The following is a 20,799-nucleotide window of genomic DNA, read 5'->3' on the forward strand; positions in this document are numbered from 1 at the left end:
GAAGGAAGAGAAGCAGCATGAAGATCGACTGGGCAGCTCTGGGCTCCGTCTTCGGCGTCAGCCTCGCGGTCACCGTGGGCCTCGTCGTCCTGTTCACCCTCGGCATCATGGGCCTGTCCCGCCGCGAACGCGCCACGGCCCAGGGCAACTCGGCCACCCTCGCGGTCACCGGCGCGTACGTGTGCTTCGCGGCGTGCGCGGCGGCGGTGGCGTACGGCATCCATCTGATCACGGCGAAGGGCTGAGGCCCGGGCCGAAGACCGACGCACGCGTGGTGGCGGGCCGGTGATCCGTCCCGGCACCACGCGTGTGCGTGACACCCGTGACCTCCCGCGTGTGGGCCTCAGCACACTCCCCCGCCGCAGGTCAACGGCAAGTTGACTGCCGTTCGGGCGCGTGGTGGACTGCCGGAGCCATTTACGGCGGCAAGGGAGGAAGCCGGTGCGAGTCCGGCGCGGTCCCGCCACTGTCACCGGGGTAGGTAGCCCCGGGAGCCAGGAACTCCCACCGCCGGTCTCGTCGAACCAGGGCGTGGACACCCTGAGTGAGGACATATCGCCATGCGCGGCTGCCTGTTGAGACCCGACGCCCGACGTCTGCCCGTCCCCGCGGCCGGCTGAGCGCGATGCGTGCCGGTCGCGTCTTCGCGTACGGCGCCGCCGCCGGACTCCTCGGCGACCAGCTCCTCGGCGATCCGCGCCGCGGGCATCCGGTCGCCGTCTTCGGACGCGCCGCGGCTGCCGTGGAGAAGGTGCTGTGGCGGGACCACCGCGGGTGGGGCGCGCTGCACACCGCCGTGTGCGCCGGAGGCGCGGTCGCGCTCGGCGCGGTGGCGGAGTCCCGGCTGCGTCCCTCCCGTGCCGCCTCCCTCGCACTGACCGCGGCCGCCACCTGGGCCGTGGTGGGCGGGACTTCGCTCGCCCGCGAGGCCCGGGCCGTCGGACGGGCCCTGGAGTCCGGGGACGTGGAGGCCGCGCGGGCGCGGCTGCCGCATCTGTGCGGGCGGGACCCCCAGGCGCTCGACGCCGACGGGATCGCCCGGGCCGTCGTCGAGTCCGTCGCGGAGAACACCTCCGACGCGGTGGTGGGGGCGCTGGTGTGGGGCGCCGTCGGCGGAGTGCCGGGGCTGCTCGGGTTCCGGGCCGTCAACACCCTTGACGCCATGGTCGGGCACAAGTCGGCCAGGTACCGGCGCTACGGCTGGGCCTCCGCCCGGCTGGACGACGTCGCCGGGTGGCCGGGGGCCCGGCTGACCGCCCTGCTGGCGACGGCCGCCGGAAGCGACCCCCGCGGGGCGGTACGCGCCTGGCGTGCCGACGCCGGCCGGCATCCGAGCCCCAACGCCGGGCCCGTCGAGGCGTCCTTCGCGGGCGCCCTGGGCGTGCGGCTCGGCGGGACGTTGTCGTACGGGGGACGGGTCGAGCACCGGCCGGTCCTGAACCGGGAAGGCCGCTTGGCCGAGGTCCGCGACATCGAGCGGGCGGTACGGCTCTCCAGGCGTGTCGCCCTGCTCGCCCTCGGCGTCAGTGCCGCCGCACGCCTCGTGGTGAAGGGACGGACCTCATGAGCGGTGGCGGGCTTCTCGTGGCCGGTACCACCTCCGACGCCGGCAAGAGCGTGGTGACCGCCGGGATCTGCCGCTGGCTGGTGCGGCAGGGCGTCAAGGTCGCGCCCTTCAAGGCGCAGAACATGTCGCTGAACTCGTTCGTGACGCGCGAGGGCGCCGAGATCGGGCGGGCGCAGGCGATGCAGGCGCAGGCGTGCCGGGTCGAGCCGACCGCGCTCATGAACCCCGTGCTCCTCAAACCCGGCGGGGAGCGCAGCAGCCAGGTCGTGCTGATGGGCAAGCCCGTCGGCGAGCTGAGCGCGCGCGGCTATCACGGCGGGCGGCAGCGGGAGCTGCTCGGGACCGTGCTCGACTGCCTCGCCGAGTTGCGGGGCACGTATGACGCGGTGATCTGCGAGGGGGCCGGCAGCCCCGCCGAAATCAATCTGCGGCGGACCGACATCGTGAACATGGGGATCGCGCGCAACGCGCGGCTCCCCGTGCTCGTCGTCGGCGACATCGACCGCGGCGGCGTCTTCGCGTCCTTCTTCGGGACCGTCGCGCTGCTCTCGCGCGAGGACCAGGAACTCGTCGCCGGGTTCCTCGTCAACAAGTTCCGGGGCGACGTGAGTCTGCTGGAGCCCGGGCTCGGCATGCTGCACGGGCTCACCGGACGGCGGACGTACGGCGTGCTGCCCTTCCGGCACGGGCTCGGGATCGACGAGGAGGACGGACTGCGCGTCTCGCTGCGCGGGACCGTCCGGGAGTCGCACACCGCTGCCCCGGTCGGCGCGGACGTGCTGCGGGTGGCCGTGTGCGCGGTCCCGCTCATGTCCAACTTCACCGACGTGGACGCGCTGGCGGCCGAACCCGGCGTCGTGGTGCGGTTCGTGGACCGGCCGGAGGAACTGGCCGACGCGGATCTCGTCGTCCTCCCGGGCACGAGGGGAACGGTCCGCGCGCTGGAGTGGCTCAGGGAGCGCCGGCTCGCCGACGCCCTGGTCGCCAGGGCCGCGGAGGGGCGCCCGGTCCTCGGCATCTGCGGCGGCTTCCAGATCCTCGGCGAGCACATCGAGGACGAGGTCGAGTCACGGGCCGGTGCGGTCCCGGGGCTCGGGGTCCTGCCCGTGCGGGTGCGGTTCGCCCGCGAGAAGACCCTGACCCGTCCGGCCGGGCGGGCCCTCGGCGAACCGGTCGAGGGGTACGAGATCCATCACGGGGTCGCCTCGATCAGCGGCGGCGAGGCCTTCCTCGACGGCTGCCGGGTCGGCCGGACCTGGGGCACGCACTGGCACGGCTCGCTGGAGTCGGACGGGTTCCGGCGGGCCTTCCTGCGGGAGGTGGCGGCCGCCGCGGGCCGCCGGTTCGTGCCGGCCCCCGACACCTCGTTCGCCGCGCTGCGCGAGGAGCAGCTCGACCGGCTCGGCGACCTGATCGAACAGCACGCGGACACGGACGCGCTGTGGCGGCTCATCGAGTCCGGCGCGCCGCAAGGACTGCCCTTCATCCCACCGGGAGCACCCGCATGAGCACAGTGTTGTTGTTGTCGACCGCCGACACGGATCTGCTGGCCGCGCGGGCCGCGTCCGGTGCCTCGTACCGGATCGGCAACCCCACCCGGCTGGACGTGGCCGGGGAGCTGCCCGCTCTCCTCGCGGGCGCCGACATCGCCGTCGTACGGCTGCTCGGCGGGAAGCGGGCCTGGGAGGACGGGCTCGCCGCGCTCAGGGCGTCCGGCGTGCCGACCGTGCTGCTGGGCGGGGAGGCGGTACCGGACGCGGAGTTGATGGCCGAGTCGTCCGTGCCCGCGGGCGTGGTGGCGGAGGCGCTGAAATACCTCGTCGAGGGCGGGCCCGCCAACCTCACCGAACTCGCCCGGTTCCTGTCCGACACGGTGCTGCTCACCGGCGAGGGGTTCGTCGAGCCGCAGAAGATGCCCGAGTACGGCGTCCACGGCGGGCGGGCGCTCGTGGAGGGACGGCCGACCGTCGGCGTGCTCTTCTACCGGGCGCACGAGCTGAGCGGCAACACCGCCTTCGTGGACGTCCTGTGCGACGCGATCGAGGCGCGCGGCGCCAACGCCCTTCCCGTGTACTGCGGTTCGCTGCGCGGCGCCGACGCGGGCCTGTACGGGCTGCTGGCGAAGGCCGACGCGCTGGTCGCCACCGTCCTGGCCGCGGGCGGCACCCACGCCTCGCAGGCGTCGGCGGGCGGCGACGAGGAGGCGTGGGACGTCGGGGCGCTCGCCGACCTCGACGTCCCGGTGCTGCAGGGGCTCTGCCTGACGTCCTCGCGGGCGGCCTGGGACGCGTCCGACGCCGCCCTGTCCCCCATGGACGCGGCGATGCAGGTCGCGATCCCGGAGTTCGACGGGCGGCTCGTCACCGTCCCGTTCTCCTTCAAGGAGCCGGGCCCCGACGACGTGCCCGTGTACGTGGCCGACCCGGAGCGGGCCGCGCGGGTCGCCGGAATCGCGGTACGGCACGCGCGGCTGAGGCACACGCCGAACGCCGGGAAGAAGCTGGCGCTCGTCTTCACGGCGTACCCCACCAAGCACTCCCGGGTCGGCAACGCGGTCGGCCTGGACACGCCCGCGTCGGCGGTGCGCGTCCTGGACGCGCTGAGGGACGCCGGATACGGGGTGAGCGAATACCCCGACAACGGCGACGAGTTGATCCACCGGCTCATCGAGGCGGGCGGGCACGACGTCGAGTGGCTGACCGAGGACCAGCTCGCGGCGGCGCCCGCGCGCGTGCCGCTCGCCGACTACCGCGCCTGGTTCGAACAGCTCGACCCCGGTCTGAAAGACGCGATGACCGAGGCGTGGGGCGAGCCGCCGGGCTCGCTGTACGTCGACGGCGACGACATCGTGCTCGCCTCCCTGCAGTTCGGGAACGTCGTGGTGATGATCCAGCCGCCGCGCGGCTTCGGCGAGAACCCGATCGCGATCTACCACGACCCGGACATGCCGCCGTCGCACCACTACCTGGCGGCCTACCGCTGGCTGGAGAACGGTTTCGGGGCCGACGCCGTCGTCCACATGGGCAAGCACGGCACGATGGAGTGGCTGCCCGGCAAGGGACTCGGGCTCGGCCGCGGCTGCGCGCCGGACGCCGTGCTCGGCGAACTGCCCCTGGTCTACCCCTTCATCGTCAACGACCCCGGTGAGGGCACCCAGGCCAAGCGGCGCGGGCACGCCACGGTCGTCGACCACCTCGTGCCGCCGATGGCGCGCGCCGACACCTACGGCGACCTGGCCAAGCTGGAGCAGCTGCTCGACGAGTACGCGCTCGTCTCCGACCTGGACCCGGCGAAGGCCCCGGCGGTGCGCGCGCAGATCTGGACCCTGGTCAAGGCGGCCGAGCTCCACCACGACCTGCACGTGGACGAGCAGCCGGACGACGGCGACTTCGATGAGTTCGTCATGCACATCGACGGCTATCTGTGCGAGATCAAGGACGTGCAGATCCGCGACGGCCTGCACATCCTGGGCGGCGGCCCGGTCGGCGAGCCGCGGGTGAACCTCGTGCTCGCCGTGCTGCGCTCCTCGCAGGTGTGGGGCGGGCAGGCGAACGCGCTGCCGGGGCTCAGGGCCTCGCTGGCCGCCCATTTCGGGCTGGTGGAGAAGGAGTTGCTGGCCGAGCCGGGCGCACCGGTGAAGGTGCCGGCGGAGCTCACGGATCTCGTGGAGGGGCCCTCCCGGTCGGCCGCCGACGCGATCGACCTGCTGGAGCAGCTGTGCCGGCGGTTCGCCGAGGGCATGGAGGAGCGCGGCTGGGCGGTCGCCGAGAGCGGCCCGCTCGTGCGTGAGGTGCTGGGCACCGAACTCCCGGACGCCGTCGCGGTGCTGGAGTTCGCGTGCGCCGAGGTCGTCCCGCGGCTCGCCCGCACCTCCGACGAGATCGGCCACATCCTCAAGGCGCTCGACGGCGGTTACGTCCCGGCCGGGCCGTCCGGCTCCCCCACCCGCGGTCTGGTCAACGTGCTGCCGACCGGCCGCAACTTCTACTCGGTGGATCCCAAGGCCATTCCGTCCAGGCTGAGTTGGGAGGTCGGGCAGTCGCTCGCCGACTCGCTCGTGCAGCGGTATCTGCAGGACACGGGCGAGTACCCGAAGTCCGTCGGCCTGACGGTCTGGGGCACGTCCGCGATGCGCACCCAGGGCGACGACATCGCCGAGGTCCTGGCGCTGCTGGGCTGCCGGCCGGTGTGGGACGACGCCTCGCGCCGGGTCACCGGCTTCGAGATCGTCCCGCTCGAGGAGCTCGGGCGCCCGCGCATCGACGTCACGGTCCGCATCTCCGGCTTCTTCCGGGACGCCTTCCCGCACGTCGTCGGGCTGATCGACGACGCGGTGCGCCAGGTGGCCGAGCTGGACGAGCCCGCCGAGCGCAACTTCGTGAAGGCGCACGCCGACCGGGACACCGCCGGGCACGGCGACCGGCGGCGCGCGACGGCCCGCATCTTCGGCTCCAAGCCGGGCGCGTACGGCGCCGGCCTGCTGCCCCTGATCGACGCCCGCAACTGGCGCTCCGACGCCGACCTCGCCGAGGTGTACGCGGTGTGGGGCGGTTACGCCTACGGGCGCGGGCTCGACGGGCGGGCCGCGCGCGAGGACATGGAGACCGCGTTCCGGCGGATCGCGGTCGCCGCCAAGAACGTCGACACCCGCGAGCACGACCTCGTCGACGCCGACGACTACTTCCAGTACCACGGCGGCATGGTCGCCATGGTGCGCCATCTGACCGGCGAGAGCCCCGAGGCGTACGTCGGCGACTCCGCCACCCCCGACCAGGTGAAGACCCGCACGCTGGGCGAGGAGACGCACCGCGTCTTCCGGGCGCGTGTGGTCAACCCGCGCTGGATGGCGGCGATGCGGCGGCACGGCTACAAGGGCGCCTTCGAGATGGCGGCGACCGTCGACTACCTCTTCGGGTACGACGCGACGGCGGGGGTCGTCGACGACTGGATGTACGAGAAGCTCAGCGCCGAGTACGTCTTCGCCCCGGAGAACCGGGAGTTCATGAAGAAGTCCAACCCGTGGGCGCTGCGCGGGATCACCGAACGGCTGCTGGAGGCCGCGGACCGGGGGCTGTGGGCCGAGCCGGACGCGGAGACGCTGCAGCGGCTGCGCGCCACGTATCTGGAGCTGGAAGGCGACTTGGAGGGCGAGAAGTGACCACCCCGTTCCCCTTTACGGCCGTGGTCGGCCAGGACGACCTGCGGCTCGCGCTGCTGCTGAACGCCGTCTCACCGGCGGTCGGCGGAGTACTGGTGCGCGGCGAGAAGGGCACCGCCAAGTCGACGGCCGTGCGCGCGCTCTCGGCGCTGATGCCGCACCTCGACGTGGTCTCCGGGTGCCGCTTCTCCTGCGACCCGGCCGCCCCCGACCCGGCCTGCCCGGACGGCCCGCACCAGCCGGGGGCGTTCGAGACCCGGCCGGCGCGGATGGTCGAGCTGCCGGTCGGCGCCTCGGAGGACCGGCTGGTCGGCGCCCTGGACATCGAACGGGCGCTGGCCGAGGGGGTGAAGGCCTTCGAGCCGGGCCTGCTCGCCGACGCGCACCGCGGCGTCCTCTACGTCGACGAGGTCAACCTCCTCCACGACCACCTGGTCGACCTGCTGCTGGACGCCGCCGCGATGGGCGCCTCGTACGTGGAGCGCGAGGGTGTCTCCGTGCGGCACGCCGCCCGCTTCCTGCTGGTGGGCACCATGAACCCCGAAGAGGGCGAGCTGCGGCCGCAGTTGCTCGACCGGTTCGGGCTGACCGTCGAGGTCGCGGCCTCGCGGGAGCCGGACCGGCGGGTCGAGGTCGTACGGCGCAGGCTCGCCTACGACGACGATCCGGCCGGCTTCGCGGCCCGCTGGGCCGGCGAGGAGGCCGCCGTACGCCACCGCATCGTCGCGGCACGGGAGCTGCTGCCGTCGGTGCGGCTCGGTGACGGGGCGCTGCGGCAGATCGCGGCGACCTGCGCCGCCTTCGAGGTGGACGGCATGCGCGCCGACATCGTGATGGCCCGTACGGCCACCGCGCTCGCGGCCTGGGCCGGGCGCACCGAGGTGCTCGCCGAGGACGTACGGCAGGCGGCGCTGCTCGCGCTGCCGCACCGGCGCCGCCGCAACCCCTTCGACGCGCCGGGCCTGGACGAGGACAAGCTGGACGAGACGCTGGAGGAGTTCTCCGGGCCGCAGGACGACGACCCGGGCCCGGACGGCGGTCCCGGCGGGGGCGGCGGGCAGCCGGCGCCGGACGAGGGGCCGCGGGGCGATGACGGCGGCGCCCGTCCCGAGTCCGGCGAGGACGGCGCGCCGCAGCCCTCCGGTGCCGGGGAACGGTCCGCCGTGCGCGCCGCCGAGCCCTTCCGGACCAAGGTGCTGCGGGTGCCCGGGATCGGGGAGGGCGCCGCGGGGCGGCGTTCGCGGGCCCGGACCGAGCACGGGCGGACGACGGGGGCGCGGCGGCCCCGCGGCGCCCTCACCAAGCTGCATCTGGCGGCGACCGTGCAGGCCGCCGCGCCGCACCAGCGGGCGCGCGGACGCTCCGGTCGCGGGCTGGTGGTCCGGCGCGACGATCTGCGGCAGGCGACCCGCGAGGGGCGCGAGGGCAACCTCGTGCTCTTCGTCGTCGACGCCTCCGGGTCGATGGCGGCGCGGCAGCGGATGAGCGCCGTGAAGGGCGCCGTGCTGTCGTTGCTGCTGGACGCCTACCAGCGGCGGGACAAGGTGGGGCTGGTGACGTTCCGGGGATCGGACGCCGATGTGGCACTGCCCCCGACCTCCTCCGTGGACACCGCGGCCGCCCGGCTGGAGTCGCTGCCGACCGGCGGGCGCACCCCGCTCGCGGCCGGGCTGCTCAAGGCGCACGACGTGCTGCGGGTGGAGCGGCTCAGGGACCCCGCCCGGCGCGCGCTGGTCGTCGTGGTGACCGACGGGAGGGCCACCGGTGGGCCCGAGCCCGTCGTGCTCGCCGGGCGGGCGGCCCGGCTGTTCGCGGCCGAGGGCGTCGCCTCCGTGGTCGTCGACTGCGAGTCGGGGCCCGTGCGGCTCGGGCTCGCGGGGCAGCTCGCGGGCGAGCTCGGCGGCGCCGCCGTGACGCTGGAGGAGCTGCGTGCGGACTCGATCGCCGGGCTCGTGAAGGACGTGCAGAGGAGGGCCGCGTAATGCCGCAGGGGAAGCCGAGCGCCGTGCCGGACGACGGGCTGACGACCCGTCAGCGCCGTAACCGTCCGCTCGTGGTCGTGCACACCGGGATCGGGAAGGGCAAGTCGACCGCCGCCTTCGGGCTCGCGTTGCGGGCCTGGAACCAGGGGTGGCCGATCGGGGTGTTCCAGTTCGTGAAGTCGGCCAAGTGGAAGGTCGGCGAGGAGAACGCGCTTCGGGTGCTGGGGGCGTCCGGGGAGGGCGGGACGGTCGACTGGCACAAGATGGGCGAGGGCTGGTCCTGGGTCCAGCGGGACGCCCAGACGGACAACGAGGAGAAGGCCCGGGAGGGCTGGGAGCAGGTCAAGCGGGATCTCGCCGCCGAGACGTACCGGCTCTACGTCCTCGACGAGTTCGCGTACCCGATGCACTGGGGATGGGTCGACACCGACGAGGTGGTCGAGGTGCTGCGGAACCGGCCCGGGACCCAGCACGTGGTGATCACCGGGCGGAACGCGCCGGAGGAGCTCGTCGGCTTCGCCGACCTCGTGACCGACATGTCCAAGGTCAGGCACCCCATGGACGCCGGCCAGAAGGGCCAGAGGGGCATCGAGTGGTGAGTGCCGTGCCCAGGCTGGTCGTCGCCGCGCCGTCGTCCGGCAGCGGCAAGACCACCGTCGCCACCGGGCTGATGGCCGCGTTCGCCGCGCGGGGGCTCGCCGTCTCCCCGCACAAGGTCGGGCCGGACTACATCGACCCCGGGTACCACGCACTCGCCACCGGGCGCACCGGGCGCAACCTCGACGCCTACCTGTGCGGGCCGGAGCTGGTCGGGCCGCTGTTCGCGCACGGGGCGCGCGGGTGCGACGTCGCCGTCGTCGAGGGCGTGATGGGGCTGTTCGACGGCGCGGCCGGGGAGGGCGAACTGGCCTCCACCGCCCACGTCGCCAAGCTGCTGCGGGCACCCGTCGTGCTCGTCGTGGACGCGTCCTCGCAGTCGCGGTCGGTGGCGGCGCTGGTGCACGGGTTCGCCTCGTGGGACCCGCAGGTGCGGGTCGGCGGCGTGATCCTGAACAAGGTGGCGTCCGACCGGCACGAGGAGTTGCTGCGGGAGGCGTTGGACCAGGCGGGCGTGCCCGTCCTCGGTGTGCTGCGGCGCGCTCCCCAGGTGGACACGCCCTCACGGCACCTGGGGCTGGTGCCGGTGGCCGAACGGCGGTCGGCGGCCGTGGCCGCGGTGGCCGCGATGGCGGCGCAGGTCGAGCAGGGGTGCGATCTGGAGGAGCTGATGGCGCTGGCGCGCGGCGCGGGAGCGTTGTCGTGCACCCCGTGGGAACCGCCCCCGGCCGGCGCGAAGAGCGGTGAGGTGGTGGCCGTCGCCGGCGGAAGCGCGTTCACCTTCTCCTACGCCGAGCACACCGAGCTGCTCGCCGCCGCCGGTGCCGAGGTCGTCGTCTTCGACCCCCTCCGTGACGAGCGGCTGCCCGACGGCACGCGCGGTCTGGTCGTCGGGGGCGGTTTCCCCGAGGAGTACGCCGCCGAGCTGTCCGCCAACGAGAGCCTGCGCAAGGCCGTCACGAGCCTCGCGGAGAGCGGCGCTCCCGTCGCCGCCGAGTGCGCCGGGCTGCTGTACCTGTGCCGGGAGCTGGACGGGCTGCCCATGTGCGGGGTGATCGACGCGACCGCCCGCATGTCGCCGCGGCTCACGCTCGGGTACCGGGACGCGGTCGCCGTCGGCGACAGTGCGCTGGCGGCCGCCGGGACCCGGATGCGGGGGCACGAGTTCCACCGGACGGTCGTCGAACCCGGGGCGGGGGCGGCTCCCGCCTGGGGGGTGCGCGCTCCTGAACGCCGCGTCGAGGGCTTCGTACAACAAGGCGTGCACGCGAGTTATCTGCACACGCACTGGGCGTCCGAGCCCGGTGTCGCCCGTCGGTTCGTGGAGAGGTGCCGGACGTCATGAGCAGCAGGCTGATCGGAGTCGGGGTGGGCCCGGGCGATCCGGAGCTGGTGACCGTCAAGGGGGTCAACGCCCTGCGGGACGCCGGCGTCGTCGTCGTACCGGTGATGGACACCGGTGAGCGCGGGCGGGCCGAGGCCACCGTGCTGCACTACGTGCCCGGGGAGAAGGTCGTGCGCGTGGTGTTCGCGCTCAACGAGCGCAGCGACCACGCCCGGCGCGAGGCCGCCTGGGACGCGGCCGGGGCGCGGGTCGCCGAGCTGCTGCGGGAGCGCGGGACCGTCGCGTTCGCCACCATCGGCGACCCCAACGTGTACTCGACCTTCACCTATCTCGCGCACACGATCGCCGCGCTGGTGCCGGGGAGCGTGGTGGAGACCGTGCCCGGGATCACCGCCATGCAGGATCTGGCGGCGCGCTCCGGGGCCGTGCTCACCGAGGGGACCGAGCCGCTCACCCTGGTGCCCGTCACGGCCGGGGCGGCCGTGCTGAAGGACGCGCTGGCCGGGCCCGGCACCGTCGTGGCCTACAAGTTCGGCCGGCAGGCCGCCGAGGTCGCCGAGGCGCTGCGCGAGACCGGGCGCCTCGACGACGCCGTGTGGGGTTCCGCGCTCGGGCTGGCGGCCGAGTCGATCCGGCCGGCCGCCGAGCTCGACGGCGCCCCGCTGCCGTACCTCTCCACGCTGATCGCGCCCGCGCGGCGCGACGGCGGGCGGGGCGGCAAGTTGTGACGTCCCGCAGCGGGCCCTCAGCCGGCGAGGCCCACCACGAGCCAGATGAACAGCACGCCCGCGACAGTGAACAGCAGCGTCGAGCGGGCGGGGTGTTCGTGGTGCGCCTCGGGCAGGATCTCGGCCGCGGCGAGGTAGAGCAGTACGCCGCCGAAGAGACCGAGATAGCCGCCGAGCAGGCCCTCCGGGATGGTGACGAACGCGGTCGAGGCGGCGCCCGCGACCGGCGCCACCGCGTCCGCGAACAGCATGGTCAGCGCCTTGCGGCGGGCGTTTCCGTACAGGCTCGTGATCGTGTACGTGTTGAAGCCGTCCGCGAAGTCGTGCGCGACCACCGCCAGCGCGACCGCCGCGCCCATGCCGCCGCCGACCTGGAAGGCCGCGCCGATCGCCACTCCGTCCATGGCGCTGTGGCCGACCATCGCCGCGGCCGCCGTGAGACCCACCTCCGGGGCCCGGCCGCTGCTCTCCTCCCCGCCGTGCGAGGCCTGGCGGGCGGCGAGCAGCCGTTCCACCAGGTGGGCCAGCAGGAAGCCGGCCACGAACAGGAGCAGGGCCGCCGGAACGCCGAAGACCTCGCCGCCGGCCGCCTTCAGGGCCTCCGGCAGCAGATCCAGGCCGACGACACCGAGCATCAGTCCGCCGGCCAGCCCGAGGACCAGATGGCGGCGGTCGGTCACCCGCTGTGCCGTCCAGCCGCCGGCCAGCGTCATCAGGAACGCGCCGAGCGCGACGAAGACCGCCATGGGGCCTTGTTATCCGATCAACGGCCGTTCGCGCACATCGTGCGGCCCCGCCGGAACCCCTTGTAAGACCTTTTGTCCAGAGAGGACCGATTTTCATGGCCGATGCCCCCACCGGCAAGGTGACCTTCGTCGGTGCCGGCCCCGGCGCCGCCGACCTGCTGACGTTCCGTGCCGCGCGCGCCATCGCCGAGGCCGACGTGGTGATCTGGGCCGCGAGCCTGGTGCAGGCCGAGGTCCTCGAGCACGCGCGCGAGGACGCGGAGATCCTCGACTCGGCGACGATGGCGCTGGAGGACGTCGTCGCCGTCTACGAGCGCGCCCGGGCGGACGGCCTGCGGGTCGCCCGTATCCACTCCGGCGATCCCGCGCTCTGGGGCGGTACCCAGGAGCAGCTCGACCGGTGTGCGCGGATCGGCATCGGGACCGAGGTCGTGCCCGGTGTCTCCGCCTTCTCCGCCGTCGCCGCGCTCGCGCGGCGCGAGCTGACCGTTCCGGAGGTCGCGCAGTCCGTGATCCTCACCCGGCTCGGCGGCGGCAAGACGCCGATGCCGCCCGGGGAGGAGGTCCGCGAGTTCGCCCGGCACGGCACCACCATGGCGATCTTCCTGTCGGCCGCCCGCAGCGGGCAGCTGGTGCGGGAGCTGCTGGAGGGCGGCTATCCGACCTCCACGCCGGTCGTCGTCGCCCACCAGGCGACCTGGCCCGAGGAACTGGTCGTGCGGTGCACCGTCGGGACGCTGGAGGAGACGGTCAAGGAGCACCGGCTCTGGAAGCACACGCTCTTCCTGGTCGGACCGGCACTCGACGCCGAGGGCACCCGCTCGCACCTCTACCACCCGGGCCACTTCCACGGCTACCGCAAGGCCGACCCGGAGGCCCGCCGGGCCCTGCGCGAGCGCGGGGCGAGTACGTGATCACGGTCGTCGGCACCGGGACGGGCGCGCCGGCCCCCCTCGACGTGGTCGCGGAGGCCGAGCTGGTGGTGGGCGGGCGCCGGCATCTGGACGCCGTACGGCTGCCCGCGGCCGCCGAGCGGATCGTGCTCGGGCCGCTGGCACCCGCCCTGGACGCCATCGAGGAGTACGTCGCCAAGGACCGGCGCGTGGTCGTGCTGGCCTCCGGGGACCCGGGGTTCTTCGGGATCGTGCGGGCGCTGGCCGAGCGGTTCGGCGCCCGGCGCCTGGACGTGCGGCCCGGTGTCTCCTCCGTCGCCACCGCCTTCGCGCGGCTGGGGCTGGCCTGGGACGACGCGGTCGTCGTCAGCGCGCACGGGCGGGATCCGCGGACGGCCGTCAACGTGTGCCGCGCGCACCCGAAGGCGGCCGTGCTCACCGGGCCCGGGGCCGGTCCCGCGGAGCTGGGCGCCGCCCTCGCCCGCACCGCGCCCGGCCGGGTCCTGTTCGTCGCCTCCGCGCTGGGCTCCCCCGAGGAGCGCCTGGAGCGGGTCTCCCCCGCCGAGGCCGCGGGCCGCGACTGGGGCAGGGCGGTGAGTGTCGTGCTGTGCCTGGACGAGACGCGGGCACAGGGTCCCGCGCGCACGCTCGCGGGGGCCGCCCGGCCCCCCGGATGGGCACTGGACGAGGACGGCTTCGCGCACCGCGACTCGATGATCACCAAGTTCGAGGTACGGGCCCTGGCGCTGGCCCGGCTCGGACCGCGCCCCGGCGACCTGGTCTGGGACGTCGGCTCCGGCTCGGGTTCCGTCGCCGTGGAGTGCGCACGGCTCGGCGCCGCCGTGAGCGCGGTCGAGAAGGCCGCGGACGGGGCGGCGCGGATCCGCGCCAACGCCGGTGCGCACGGCGTCGACGTGCACGTGGTGCACGGCGAGGCGCCCGCCGCGCTGTACGCGCTCGACGCGCCCGACGCGGTGTTCGTCGGAGGCGGCGGACGTGAGCTGCCCGGCATCGTCGCCGAGTGCGCCCGGCGGGCCCGGCGGACGGTCGTGGTCGCCCTGGCCGCGCTGGACCGGGTGCCCGCGGTGCGCGCCGCGCTCACCGGCTCCGGGTTCGGCTGCGACGGGGTGCTGCTCCAGTCGTCCCGGCTCGCGCCGCTGCCGGGGGACGTGACCCGGCTGGCGGCGGCCAATCCCGTTTTCCTGCTCTGGGGCGTGCGGCCGCACGCCGCCGCTGACGAAGGAGTAGCCCTGTGATCGGCCTCATTTCCGCCACCGCGGCGGGGGCGGTGGCGCGCGACCGGCTGGCCGCGGCGTGGCCGGACCGCACGCGCGTGTACGAGGGTCCCGTCGGGGACGCCGTACGGGCGGCGTTCGCGGAGTGCGAGCAGCTCGTGTGCTTCCTGGCCACCGGTGCCGTCGTACGCCTGGTGGCGCCGCTGCTGGGCGACAAGGCGTCCGACCCCGGTGTGGTGTGCGTCGACGAGGGCGGGCGGTTCGCCGTGTCGCTGGTCGGCGGGCACGGGGGCGGTGCCAACGAACTGGCCGGGCGGGTCGGCGCGCTGCTGGGGGCCGAGCCCGTGGTGACCACGGCGACCGACGCCGTCGGCGTCCCGGGCCTGGACACGCTGGGGCTGCCCGTGGAGGGCGACGTCGCCGCGGTGACGCGGGCCCTGCTGGACGGGGAGCCGGTCGCGCTGGAGACCGAGGTGCCGTGGCCGCTGCCGCCGCTGCCGTTCGCCGCGCGGGGCACCCGCACCGTCCGGCTGACGGACCGCGCGGGCGGCCCGGCCGACGGTGAGGTGTGGCTGCGCCCGCCGTCCCTCGTCGTCGGTGTCGGCGCCTCCGGGGGCGCCCCGGCTCAGGAGGTGTCCGGGCTGGTCGAGGACGCGCTGCGGGACGCGGGGCTGTCCCCGCGCAGCGTCGCCGCCCTCGCCACCGTGGACGCCAAGCGCGACGAGCCCGGGATCGTGGCGGCGGCCGAGCGGCTCGGGGTGCCCGTTGTGACCTACCCGGCCGAGGAGTTGGCGCGGGTCGAGGTCCCCAACCCGTCCCAGGCCCCGCTCGGCGCCGTGGGCACCCCGTCGGTCGCCGAGGCCGCCGCGCTCGCCCGCGGCGGTGAACTCCTGGTCCCCAAAAGGAAGTCGGCACGGGCGGACGGGCGTGCCGCGATGGCGACCTGTGCCGTCGTACGGCGGCCGGCGCGCGGGCGGCTCGCGGTGGTCGGGCTCGGGCCCGGCGCCCGTGACCTGCTCACCCCGCGCGCCACGGCCGAACTGCGGCGCGCCGCCGTGCTGGTGGGGCTGGACCAGTACGTCGACCAGATCCGCGATCTGCTGCGGCCCGGCACCCGGATCCTCGAGTCGGGGCTCGGCGCCGAGGAGGAGCGGGCCCGGACCGCGGTGGCCGAGGCCCGGCGCGGCCGGGCCGTCGCGCTGATCGGCAGCGGGGACGCCGGCGTGTACGCCATGGCCTCCCCCGCCCTCGCCGAGGCCTCCGACGACATCGACGTGGTCGGCGTGCCCGGTGTGACCGCCGCGCTCGCGGCCGGGGCGATCCTGGGCGCGCCGCTCGGGCACGACCATGTGTCGATCAGCCTCTCCGACCTGCACACCCCGTGGGAGGTCATCGAGCGGCGGGTGCGCGCGGCGGCCGAGGCGGACATCGTGGTCACGTTCTACAACCCCCGCTCCCGGGGACGCGACTGGCAGCTGCCGAAGGCGCTCGCCATCCTCGCCGGGCACCGGGAGCCGGCCACGCCCGTCGGTGTCGTACGCAACGCCTCGCGACCGGACGAATCCAGCCGCCTGACGACACTGGCCTGCCTGGACCCGGCGACGGTCGACATGATGACGGTGGTGACCGTCGGCAACACCGCGACCCGTGAGATCGCGGGGCGCATGGTGACGCCGCGCGGCTACCGCTGGCAGGAGGGCGCCGAGTGAACCGTGTGGTCCACCCCATCGAGCAGGAGTCGTACCGGCGGCTGCGCGCCCGCCTGGACACCTCGCGCTTCCCGCCCCTGACGCGGGCGGTGGTGGAACGGGTGATCCACTCCGCCGCCGACCTCGCGTACGCGGACGATCTCGTCCTGGACGAGGCCGAGTTGGCGGCGGCCCACACCGCCCTGCACGGCGGGGCGCCCGTGGTCGTCGACGTGGAGATGGTCGGCGCGGGCATCACCCGGCGCGAGACCGTCTGCCGCCTGGCGGACGCCGTGGCCGGACCGGGCCTGACCCGCTCGGCCCACGCGATACGGCTGGCCCACGAGCAGGTCGGCCCGGGCGCCCTGTGGGTGATCGGCAACGCGCCGACCGCCCTGGAGGAGCTGCTCACCCTGGACGCCGCTCCGGCGCTCGTCATCGGCCTGCCCGTCGGCTTCGTCGGCGCGGTCGAGTCCAAGGCCGCCTTGCGCGCGAGCGGGCTGCCCGCCGTGAGCAACGTGTCCGAGAAGGGCGGGTCGGCCGTGGCGGCCGCCGCGCTCAACGCCCTGCTGTACCACCCCGTTGCACACTCCGAGGAGCCATCGTGACCACCCCTGCGCCCGCCCTGCTCATCGCCGGCCACGGCACCCGGGACGACGCCGGAGCCGAGGCGTTCCGCGCCTTCGTACGGCAGCTGGGAGAGCGCCACCCCCAGCTGCCCGTCGCGGGCGGCTTCATCGAGCTGTCCCCGCCGCCGCTGGGCGAGGCGGTGACCGAGCTGGTGCGCCAGGGGGTGCGGCGGTTCGCCGCCGTGCCGCTGATGCTGGTGTCCGCCGGGCACGCCAAGGGCGACATCCCGGCGGCGCTGTCCCGCGAGAAGGAGCGGCACCCGGGGGTCTCGTACACCTACGGGCGCCCGCTGGGCCCGCACCCCCGGATCCTCTCCGTCCTGGAGCGGCGCCTCGACGAGGCCCTGGGCGGCGCGCGCGAGGACCGTGCCGACGTGACCGTGCTGCTGGTCGGCCGGGGCTCCACCGACCCCGACGCCAACGCCGAGGTGCACAAGGCGGCGCGGCTGCTGTGGGAGGGCCGCGGCTACGCGGGCGTGGAGACGGCCTTCGTCTCGCTCGCGGCGCCGGACGTGCCCGGCGGCCTGGACCGGTGCGCCAGGCTCGGCGCGCGGCGCGTCGTCGTCCTGCCGTACTTCCTGTTCACCGGCATCCTGCCGGACCGGGTGCGGCGGCAGACCGAGGACTGGGCGGCCGCGCACCCGGAGACCGAGGTGCGCTGCGCGGACGTCATCGGCCCGGAGCCGGAGCTGCTGGACCTGGTGATGGAGCGCTACGAGGAGGCGGTGAAGGGCGATCTGCGGATGAACTGCGACGCCTGCGTGTACCGCATCGCGCTGCCGGGCTTCGAGGACAAGGTGGGGATGCCGCAGCAGCCGCACTTCCACCCGGACGACGACGGTCACCACCACGGGCATCACCACGGCGGACACGCCCATGCACACTGACCACGAGCACGATCTGCGCCACCACGGCGACGCCGAGGTGCGGGACGCCGGTTCGGCGCTCGTCGACCTGGCGGTCAACGTCCGCACCGGCACGCCTCCGGTCTGGCTGCGTGAGCGCGTCACCGGTGCGCTCGGCTCGCTCGCGGCCTACCCGGACGGGCGGGCCGCGCGGGCGGCCGTGGCGGCGCGGCACGGGCTGCCCGTGGAGCGGGTCCTGCTGACGGCGGGCGCGGCGGAGGCCTTCGTGCTCGTGGCGCGGGCCCTGAAGGTCCGCAGACCGGTCGTGGTGCACCCCCAGTTCACGGAACCGGAGGCGGCGCTGCGGGACGCGGGTCACTCGGTGGACCGGGTGCTGCTGCGCGAGGAGCACGGCTTCCGCCTGGACCCGGCGGCGGTCCCCGAGGACGCGGACCTGGTGGTCATCGGCAACCCGACCAATCCGACCTCCGTCCTCCACCCGGCCGAGGCCGTCGCCGAACTCGCCCGTCCCGGGCGGACGTTGGTCGTCGACGAGGCGTTCATGGACGCGGTGCCCGGCGAGCGGGAGGCGCTCGCCGGGCGGACGGACGTACCGGGCCTGGTGGTCCTGCGCAGCCTCACCAAGACCTGGGGGCTGGCGGGACTCCGGATCGGCTACGTCCTGGCCGGCCCGGAGACGATCGCCGCGCTGGAGCGCGCCCAGCCCCTGTGGCCGGTGTCCACGCCCGCGCTGGCCGCCGCCGAGGCCTGCATGGAGCCGCGGGCCCTCGCCGAGGCGGGGCACGCGGCCCACCGCGTCGCCGCGGACCGCGCCCATCTCGTCGCCGGCCTCAGCGAGTTCGCCTCGGACGGCCTGCGTCTGGTGGAACCGGCCGAGGGCCCTTTCGTCCTCGTACGCCTGCCCCGGGCGGGCGCGGTACGCCGGCATCTGCGCGACCTGGGCTTCGCCGTACGGCGCGGCGACACCTTCCCCGGGCTGGGCGAGCCGTGGCTGCGGCTGGCGGTGCGGGACCGGGCGACGGTCAACTCCTTCCTGCAGGCCCTGGACCGCGCCCTGACGCTGGCCTCGCACCACTGAACTCGCCCTGCGCCGAGGGGTGTTCGCCGAGCTGCCGCCCCGGTCGCGACCGTCGGTTCAGCCGCGGCCGCGGCGGGCCAGGGCCACCGCGCCGCCGCCGGCCACGAGCAGCGCGAGCGCGCCGCCCGCGATGTACGGCGTCATGGAGTTGCCGCCGGTCTCGGCCAGGCCCGCCCCTTCGCCGCCCTGCGGCTCGACGTCACCGGCGGGGGCGGAGGGCGAGGGCGAGCGCGGCGAGGGCGCCGCCGGTGCCTCGCAGGTCGCCTTCGCCAGTGTCAGCGTGCCCTCGACGTCGGCCACGTTGAGCTTCAACGGGTTCACGGAGACCTTGAGTTCGAGCGCGGTGGCCGCCGCCGTGCGGGACGTGGTCTCCCGCTTCGACAGGTCGAGCCGGACCTCGCCGACGCCGGGCACCTTGACGTCCGTCGTACCACCGGTCGTCAGGGTGACCTTCTTGCCCAGCACGCTCACCGAGCCGAGCAGGTTCGAGGTGGCGACCGGCGTCTTCCCGGCCGCGCAGGTCGCCTCGGAGGTGACCTTCTCGATCTCGATGAGGGACAGCAGCGGCAGACCGGGGACATGGATGTCGGCGTGCACGAGGCTGGTGCGGCCCTCGGCCCGGCCGGCGGTGACGGTCGCCCTCGACGAGGCCGCCTGTGCGGCCAGCACGTTGAAGGGCTTGCCGCCGTCGACGCCGTCCAGCGTGGCCGACAGCGCGGTCTTCTCGGCGCTCCGCGGCGCCTCGACCTGGTTGAGCGAGACGGTGAGCGGGACGTTCACGGTCTTGTTGAGCAGCGACACGTCGAGCCCGGTGCGCAGGACCACGGCGCTCGCGTGACCCTGGTCACCGGTCGCGTGCGCGGAGCCCGCGCCGGCCAGGACCGCGGGACCGGCGGCGAGGGCCGTGGCCGCGGCGACGGTCGCGAGACGGCGTGCGGGCAGGCGGAAGTTCTTGCCGTTCAAGGTGGGGACCCCTCGGAGGAGACTTGCTCGGGACCCGCCAAGAATTACGCACCAGGAGTGAACCGGCGGCATTCCGGCGCCACTTCACCCCATCGTGCGTTCTCCGTGAACATTTTCGAATCGTGCGGCACACGCGTTCCACTTCTTCACCGCCGCACCGCCCTCTGCGGGCGTACGACGGCCGACGCACCGGCGCGCGGACGGCGCGGACCGCGTCAACCCGGCGGCCGGCTACGCCAGGGGCCGCCCGTTGACCACCACCCGGCGGGGGACGGCGAGCACACGCACGTCGGCCCGCGGATCGTCCTCGTAGACCACGAGGTCGGCGGGTGCCCCCTCCTCCAGTCCCGGCCTGCCGAGCCACCGCCGCGCGCCCCAGGTCGCCGCCGAGAGCGCCTCGACGGGCGGGATGCCGGCCGTGACCAGCTCCGCCACCTCGCCGGCGATCAGCCCGTGGGCGAGGTGCCCGCCGGCGTCGGTGCCGGCGTACACCGGGATGCCGGCGTCGTAGGCGCCCCGCACGGTGTCGTAGCGGCGCTCGTGGAGCCGGCGCATATGGGCCGACCACCGCGGGAACTTGGCCTCACCGCCGTCGGCGAGCTGCGGGAAGGTCGCGATGTTGACCAGGGTCGGGACGATCGCCACACCGCGCTCGGCGAACAGCGGGATCAGCTCGTCGGTGAGGCCGGTGGCGTGCTCGATGCAGTCGATGCCCGCCTCGACCAGGTCCTCGAGCGAGTTCTCGGCGAAGCAGTGCGCGGTGACGCGGGCGCCCAGGCGGTGGGCCTCGGCGATGGCCGCCGCGGCCGCGTCGCGCGGCCAGCTGGGGGACAGATCGCCGGCCTCGCGGTCGATCCAGTCGCCGACCAGCTTCACCCAGCCGTCGCCGCGGCGGGCCTCCCGCGCGACGTGGGCGACGAGGTCCTCCGGCTCGATCTCCCAGGCGTAGCCGCGGATGTAGCGGCGGGTGCGGGCGATGTGCCGGCCGGCCCGGATGATCGCCGGCAGGTCCTCGCGGTCGTCCACCCAGCGGGTGTCCGAGGGCGAGCCGGCGTCGCGGATGAGCAGGGTACCCGCGTCCCGGTCGGTCAGCGCCTGCTTCTCGGCCACGTCCCGCTCGACCGGGCCGTGCGGGCCGAGACCGACGTGGCAGTGCGCGTCGACGAGGCCGGGCAGCGCCCAGCCCTCCACGGCACGGACGTCACGGGCGCCCGCGGGGCGGTCGTAGGAGATCCGCCCGCCGACCACCCACAGCTCGTCCCGGACGTCGTCGGGCCCGGCCAGGATCCGGCCCTTCACGTGCAGCACCGCGCGATCACTCATG

General features: G+C 74.9%; 17 protein-coding genes and 1 riboswitch. Of the genes, 14 read left to right on the plus strand and 3 right to left on the minus strand.

Going from position 1 to position 20,799, the window contains the following annotated elements; translation table 11 throughout:
* The first annotated feature begins 17 nt into the window (after positions 1-17).
* From ACIRPX_RS31480 to cobI, 8 genes are all read left to right on the plus strand, one after another.
* Positions 18-245 carry a hypothetical protein gene (locus ACIRPX_RS31480; RefSeq protein ID WP_404201580.1) on the plus strand — a complete coding sequence of 76 codons (228 nt, stop codon included), beginning with the start codon at positions 18-20 and terminating at the stop codon, positions 243-245.
* Between the two features lie 137 nt (positions 246-382).
* Positions 383-525: riboswitch (cobalamin riboswitch) on the plus strand.
* Between the two features lie 100 nt (positions 526-625).
* A complete protein-coding gene (locus tag ACIRPX_RS31485; protein ID WP_404201582.1) occupies positions 626-1,567 on the plus strand; it encodes a cobalamin biosynthesis protein in 942 nt (313 codons plus the stop codon).
* Positions 1,564-3,075, plus strand: coding sequence for a cobyric acid synthase (locus tag ACIRPX_RS31490; RefSeq protein WP_404201584.1), 1,512 nt, complete (start codon positions 1,564-1,566; stop codon positions 3,073-3,075). Before ACIRPX_RS31485 ends, ACIRPX_RS31490 begins: the two co-directional genes overlap by 4 nt.
* A complete protein-coding gene (cobN, locus tag ACIRPX_RS31495) occupies positions 3,072-6,725 on the plus strand; it encodes a cobaltochelatase subunit CobN (RefSeq protein ID WP_404201586.1) in 3,654 nt (1,217 codons plus the stop codon). Before ACIRPX_RS31490 ends, cobN begins: the two co-directional genes overlap by 4 nt.
* Positions 6,722-8,707 carry a putative cobaltochelatase gene (locus tag ACIRPX_RS31500; RefSeq protein ID WP_404201588.1) on the plus strand — a complete coding sequence of 662 codons (1,986 nt, stop codon included), beginning with the start codon at positions 6,722-6,724 and terminating at the stop codon, positions 8,705-8,707. The genes cobN and ACIRPX_RS31500 overlap by 4 nt, the downstream gene beginning before the upstream one ends.
* Positions 8,707-9,306, plus strand: a complete 600-nt coding sequence (cobO, locus tag ACIRPX_RS31505) for a cob(I)yrinic acid a,c-diamide adenosyltransferase (RefSeq protein ID WP_404201590.1) — start codon at positions 8,707-8,709, stop codon at positions 9,304-9,306. Before ACIRPX_RS31500 ends, cobO begins: the two co-directional genes overlap by 1 nt.
* Entirely contained in the window at positions 9,300-10,649 is a 1,350-nt protein-coding gene (locus ACIRPX_RS31510) for a cobyrinate a,c-diamide synthase (RefSeq protein ID WP_404201592.1), read from the plus strand. Before cobO ends, ACIRPX_RS31510 begins: the two co-directional genes overlap by 7 nt.
* Entirely contained in the window at positions 10,646-11,377 is a 732-nt protein-coding gene (cobI, locus tag ACIRPX_RS31515) for a precorrin-2 C(20)-methyltransferase (protein ID WP_404201594.1), read from the plus strand. The genes ACIRPX_RS31510 and cobI overlap by 4 nt, the downstream gene beginning before the upstream one ends.
* Positions 11,378-11,394: 17 nt before the next feature.
* Here the strand turns inward: cobI and ACIRPX_RS31520 are convergent, their stop codons facing one another.
* On the minus strand, positions 11,395-12,123 hold the full coding sequence (locus tag ACIRPX_RS31520; RefSeq protein WP_404201596.1) for a ZIP family metal transporter: 729 nt from the start codon (positions 12,121-12,123) through the stop codon (positions 11,395-11,397).
* 95 nt (positions 12,124-12,218) lie between these two features.
* Between ACIRPX_RS31520 and cobM the strand changes: the two genes are divergently transcribed.
* From cobM to cobC, 6 genes are read left to right on the plus strand one after another with little or no spacing between them, the layout of a single operon-like run.
* A complete protein-coding gene (gene cobM / locus ACIRPX_RS31525; RefSeq protein WP_404201598.1) occupies positions 12,219-13,037 on the plus strand; it encodes a precorrin-4 C(11)-methyltransferase in 819 nt (272 codons plus the stop codon).
* Entirely contained in the window at positions 13,034-14,272 is a 1,239-nt protein-coding gene (gene cbiE / locus ACIRPX_RS31530) for a precorrin-6y C5,15-methyltransferase (decarboxylating) subunit CbiE (protein WP_404201600.1), read from the plus strand. Before cobM ends, cbiE begins: the two co-directional genes overlap by 4 nt.
* On the plus strand, positions 14,269-15,960 hold the full coding sequence (gene cobJ / locus ACIRPX_RS31535; RefSeq protein WP_404201602.1) for a precorrin-3B C(17)-methyltransferase: 1,692 nt from the start codon (positions 14,269-14,271) through the stop codon (positions 15,958-15,960). The genes cbiE and cobJ overlap by 4 nt, the downstream gene beginning before the upstream one ends.
* Entirely contained in the window at positions 15,957-16,547 is a 591-nt protein-coding gene (locus tag ACIRPX_RS31540) for a precorrin-8X methylmutase (protein WP_404201604.1), read from the plus strand. The genes cobJ and ACIRPX_RS31540 overlap by 4 nt, the downstream gene beginning before the upstream one ends.
* Positions 16,544-17,455 (plus strand): sirohydrochlorin chelatase, encoded by a 912-nt coding sequence (locus ACIRPX_RS31545; protein ID WP_404201606.1) that lies wholly within the window; start codon positions 16,544-16,546, stop codon positions 17,453-17,455. Before ACIRPX_RS31540 ends, ACIRPX_RS31545 begins: the two co-directional genes overlap by 4 nt.
* Complete coding sequence (gene cobC / locus ACIRPX_RS31550; protein WP_404201608.1) at positions 17,445-18,512, plus strand: Rv2231c family pyridoxal phosphate-dependent protein CobC; 1,068 nt, start codon at positions 17,445-17,447, stop codon at positions 18,510-18,512. Before ACIRPX_RS31545 ends, cobC begins: the two co-directional genes overlap by 11 nt.
* Before the next feature lie 57 nt (positions 18,513-18,569).
* Here the strand turns inward: cobC and ACIRPX_RS31555 are convergent, their stop codons facing one another.
* A complete protein-coding gene (locus ACIRPX_RS31555) occupies positions 18,570-19,475 on the minus strand; it encodes an SCO1860 family LAETG-anchored protein (RefSeq protein WP_404201610.1) in 906 nt (301 codons plus the stop codon).
* A 231-nt stretch (positions 19,476-19,706) separates the two neighbouring features.
* Positions 19,707-20,798, minus strand: coding sequence for an amidohydrolase family protein (locus ACIRPX_RS31560; protein ID WP_404201612.1), 1,092 nt, complete (start codon positions 20,796-20,798; stop codon positions 19,707-19,709).
* Position 20,799: the final 1 nt, after the last annotated feature.

Source organism: Streptomyces sp. NPDC101225, assembly GCF_044767585.1.
Lineage (GTDB): Bacteria > Actinomycetota > Actinomycetes > Streptomycetales > Streptomycetaceae > Streptomyces.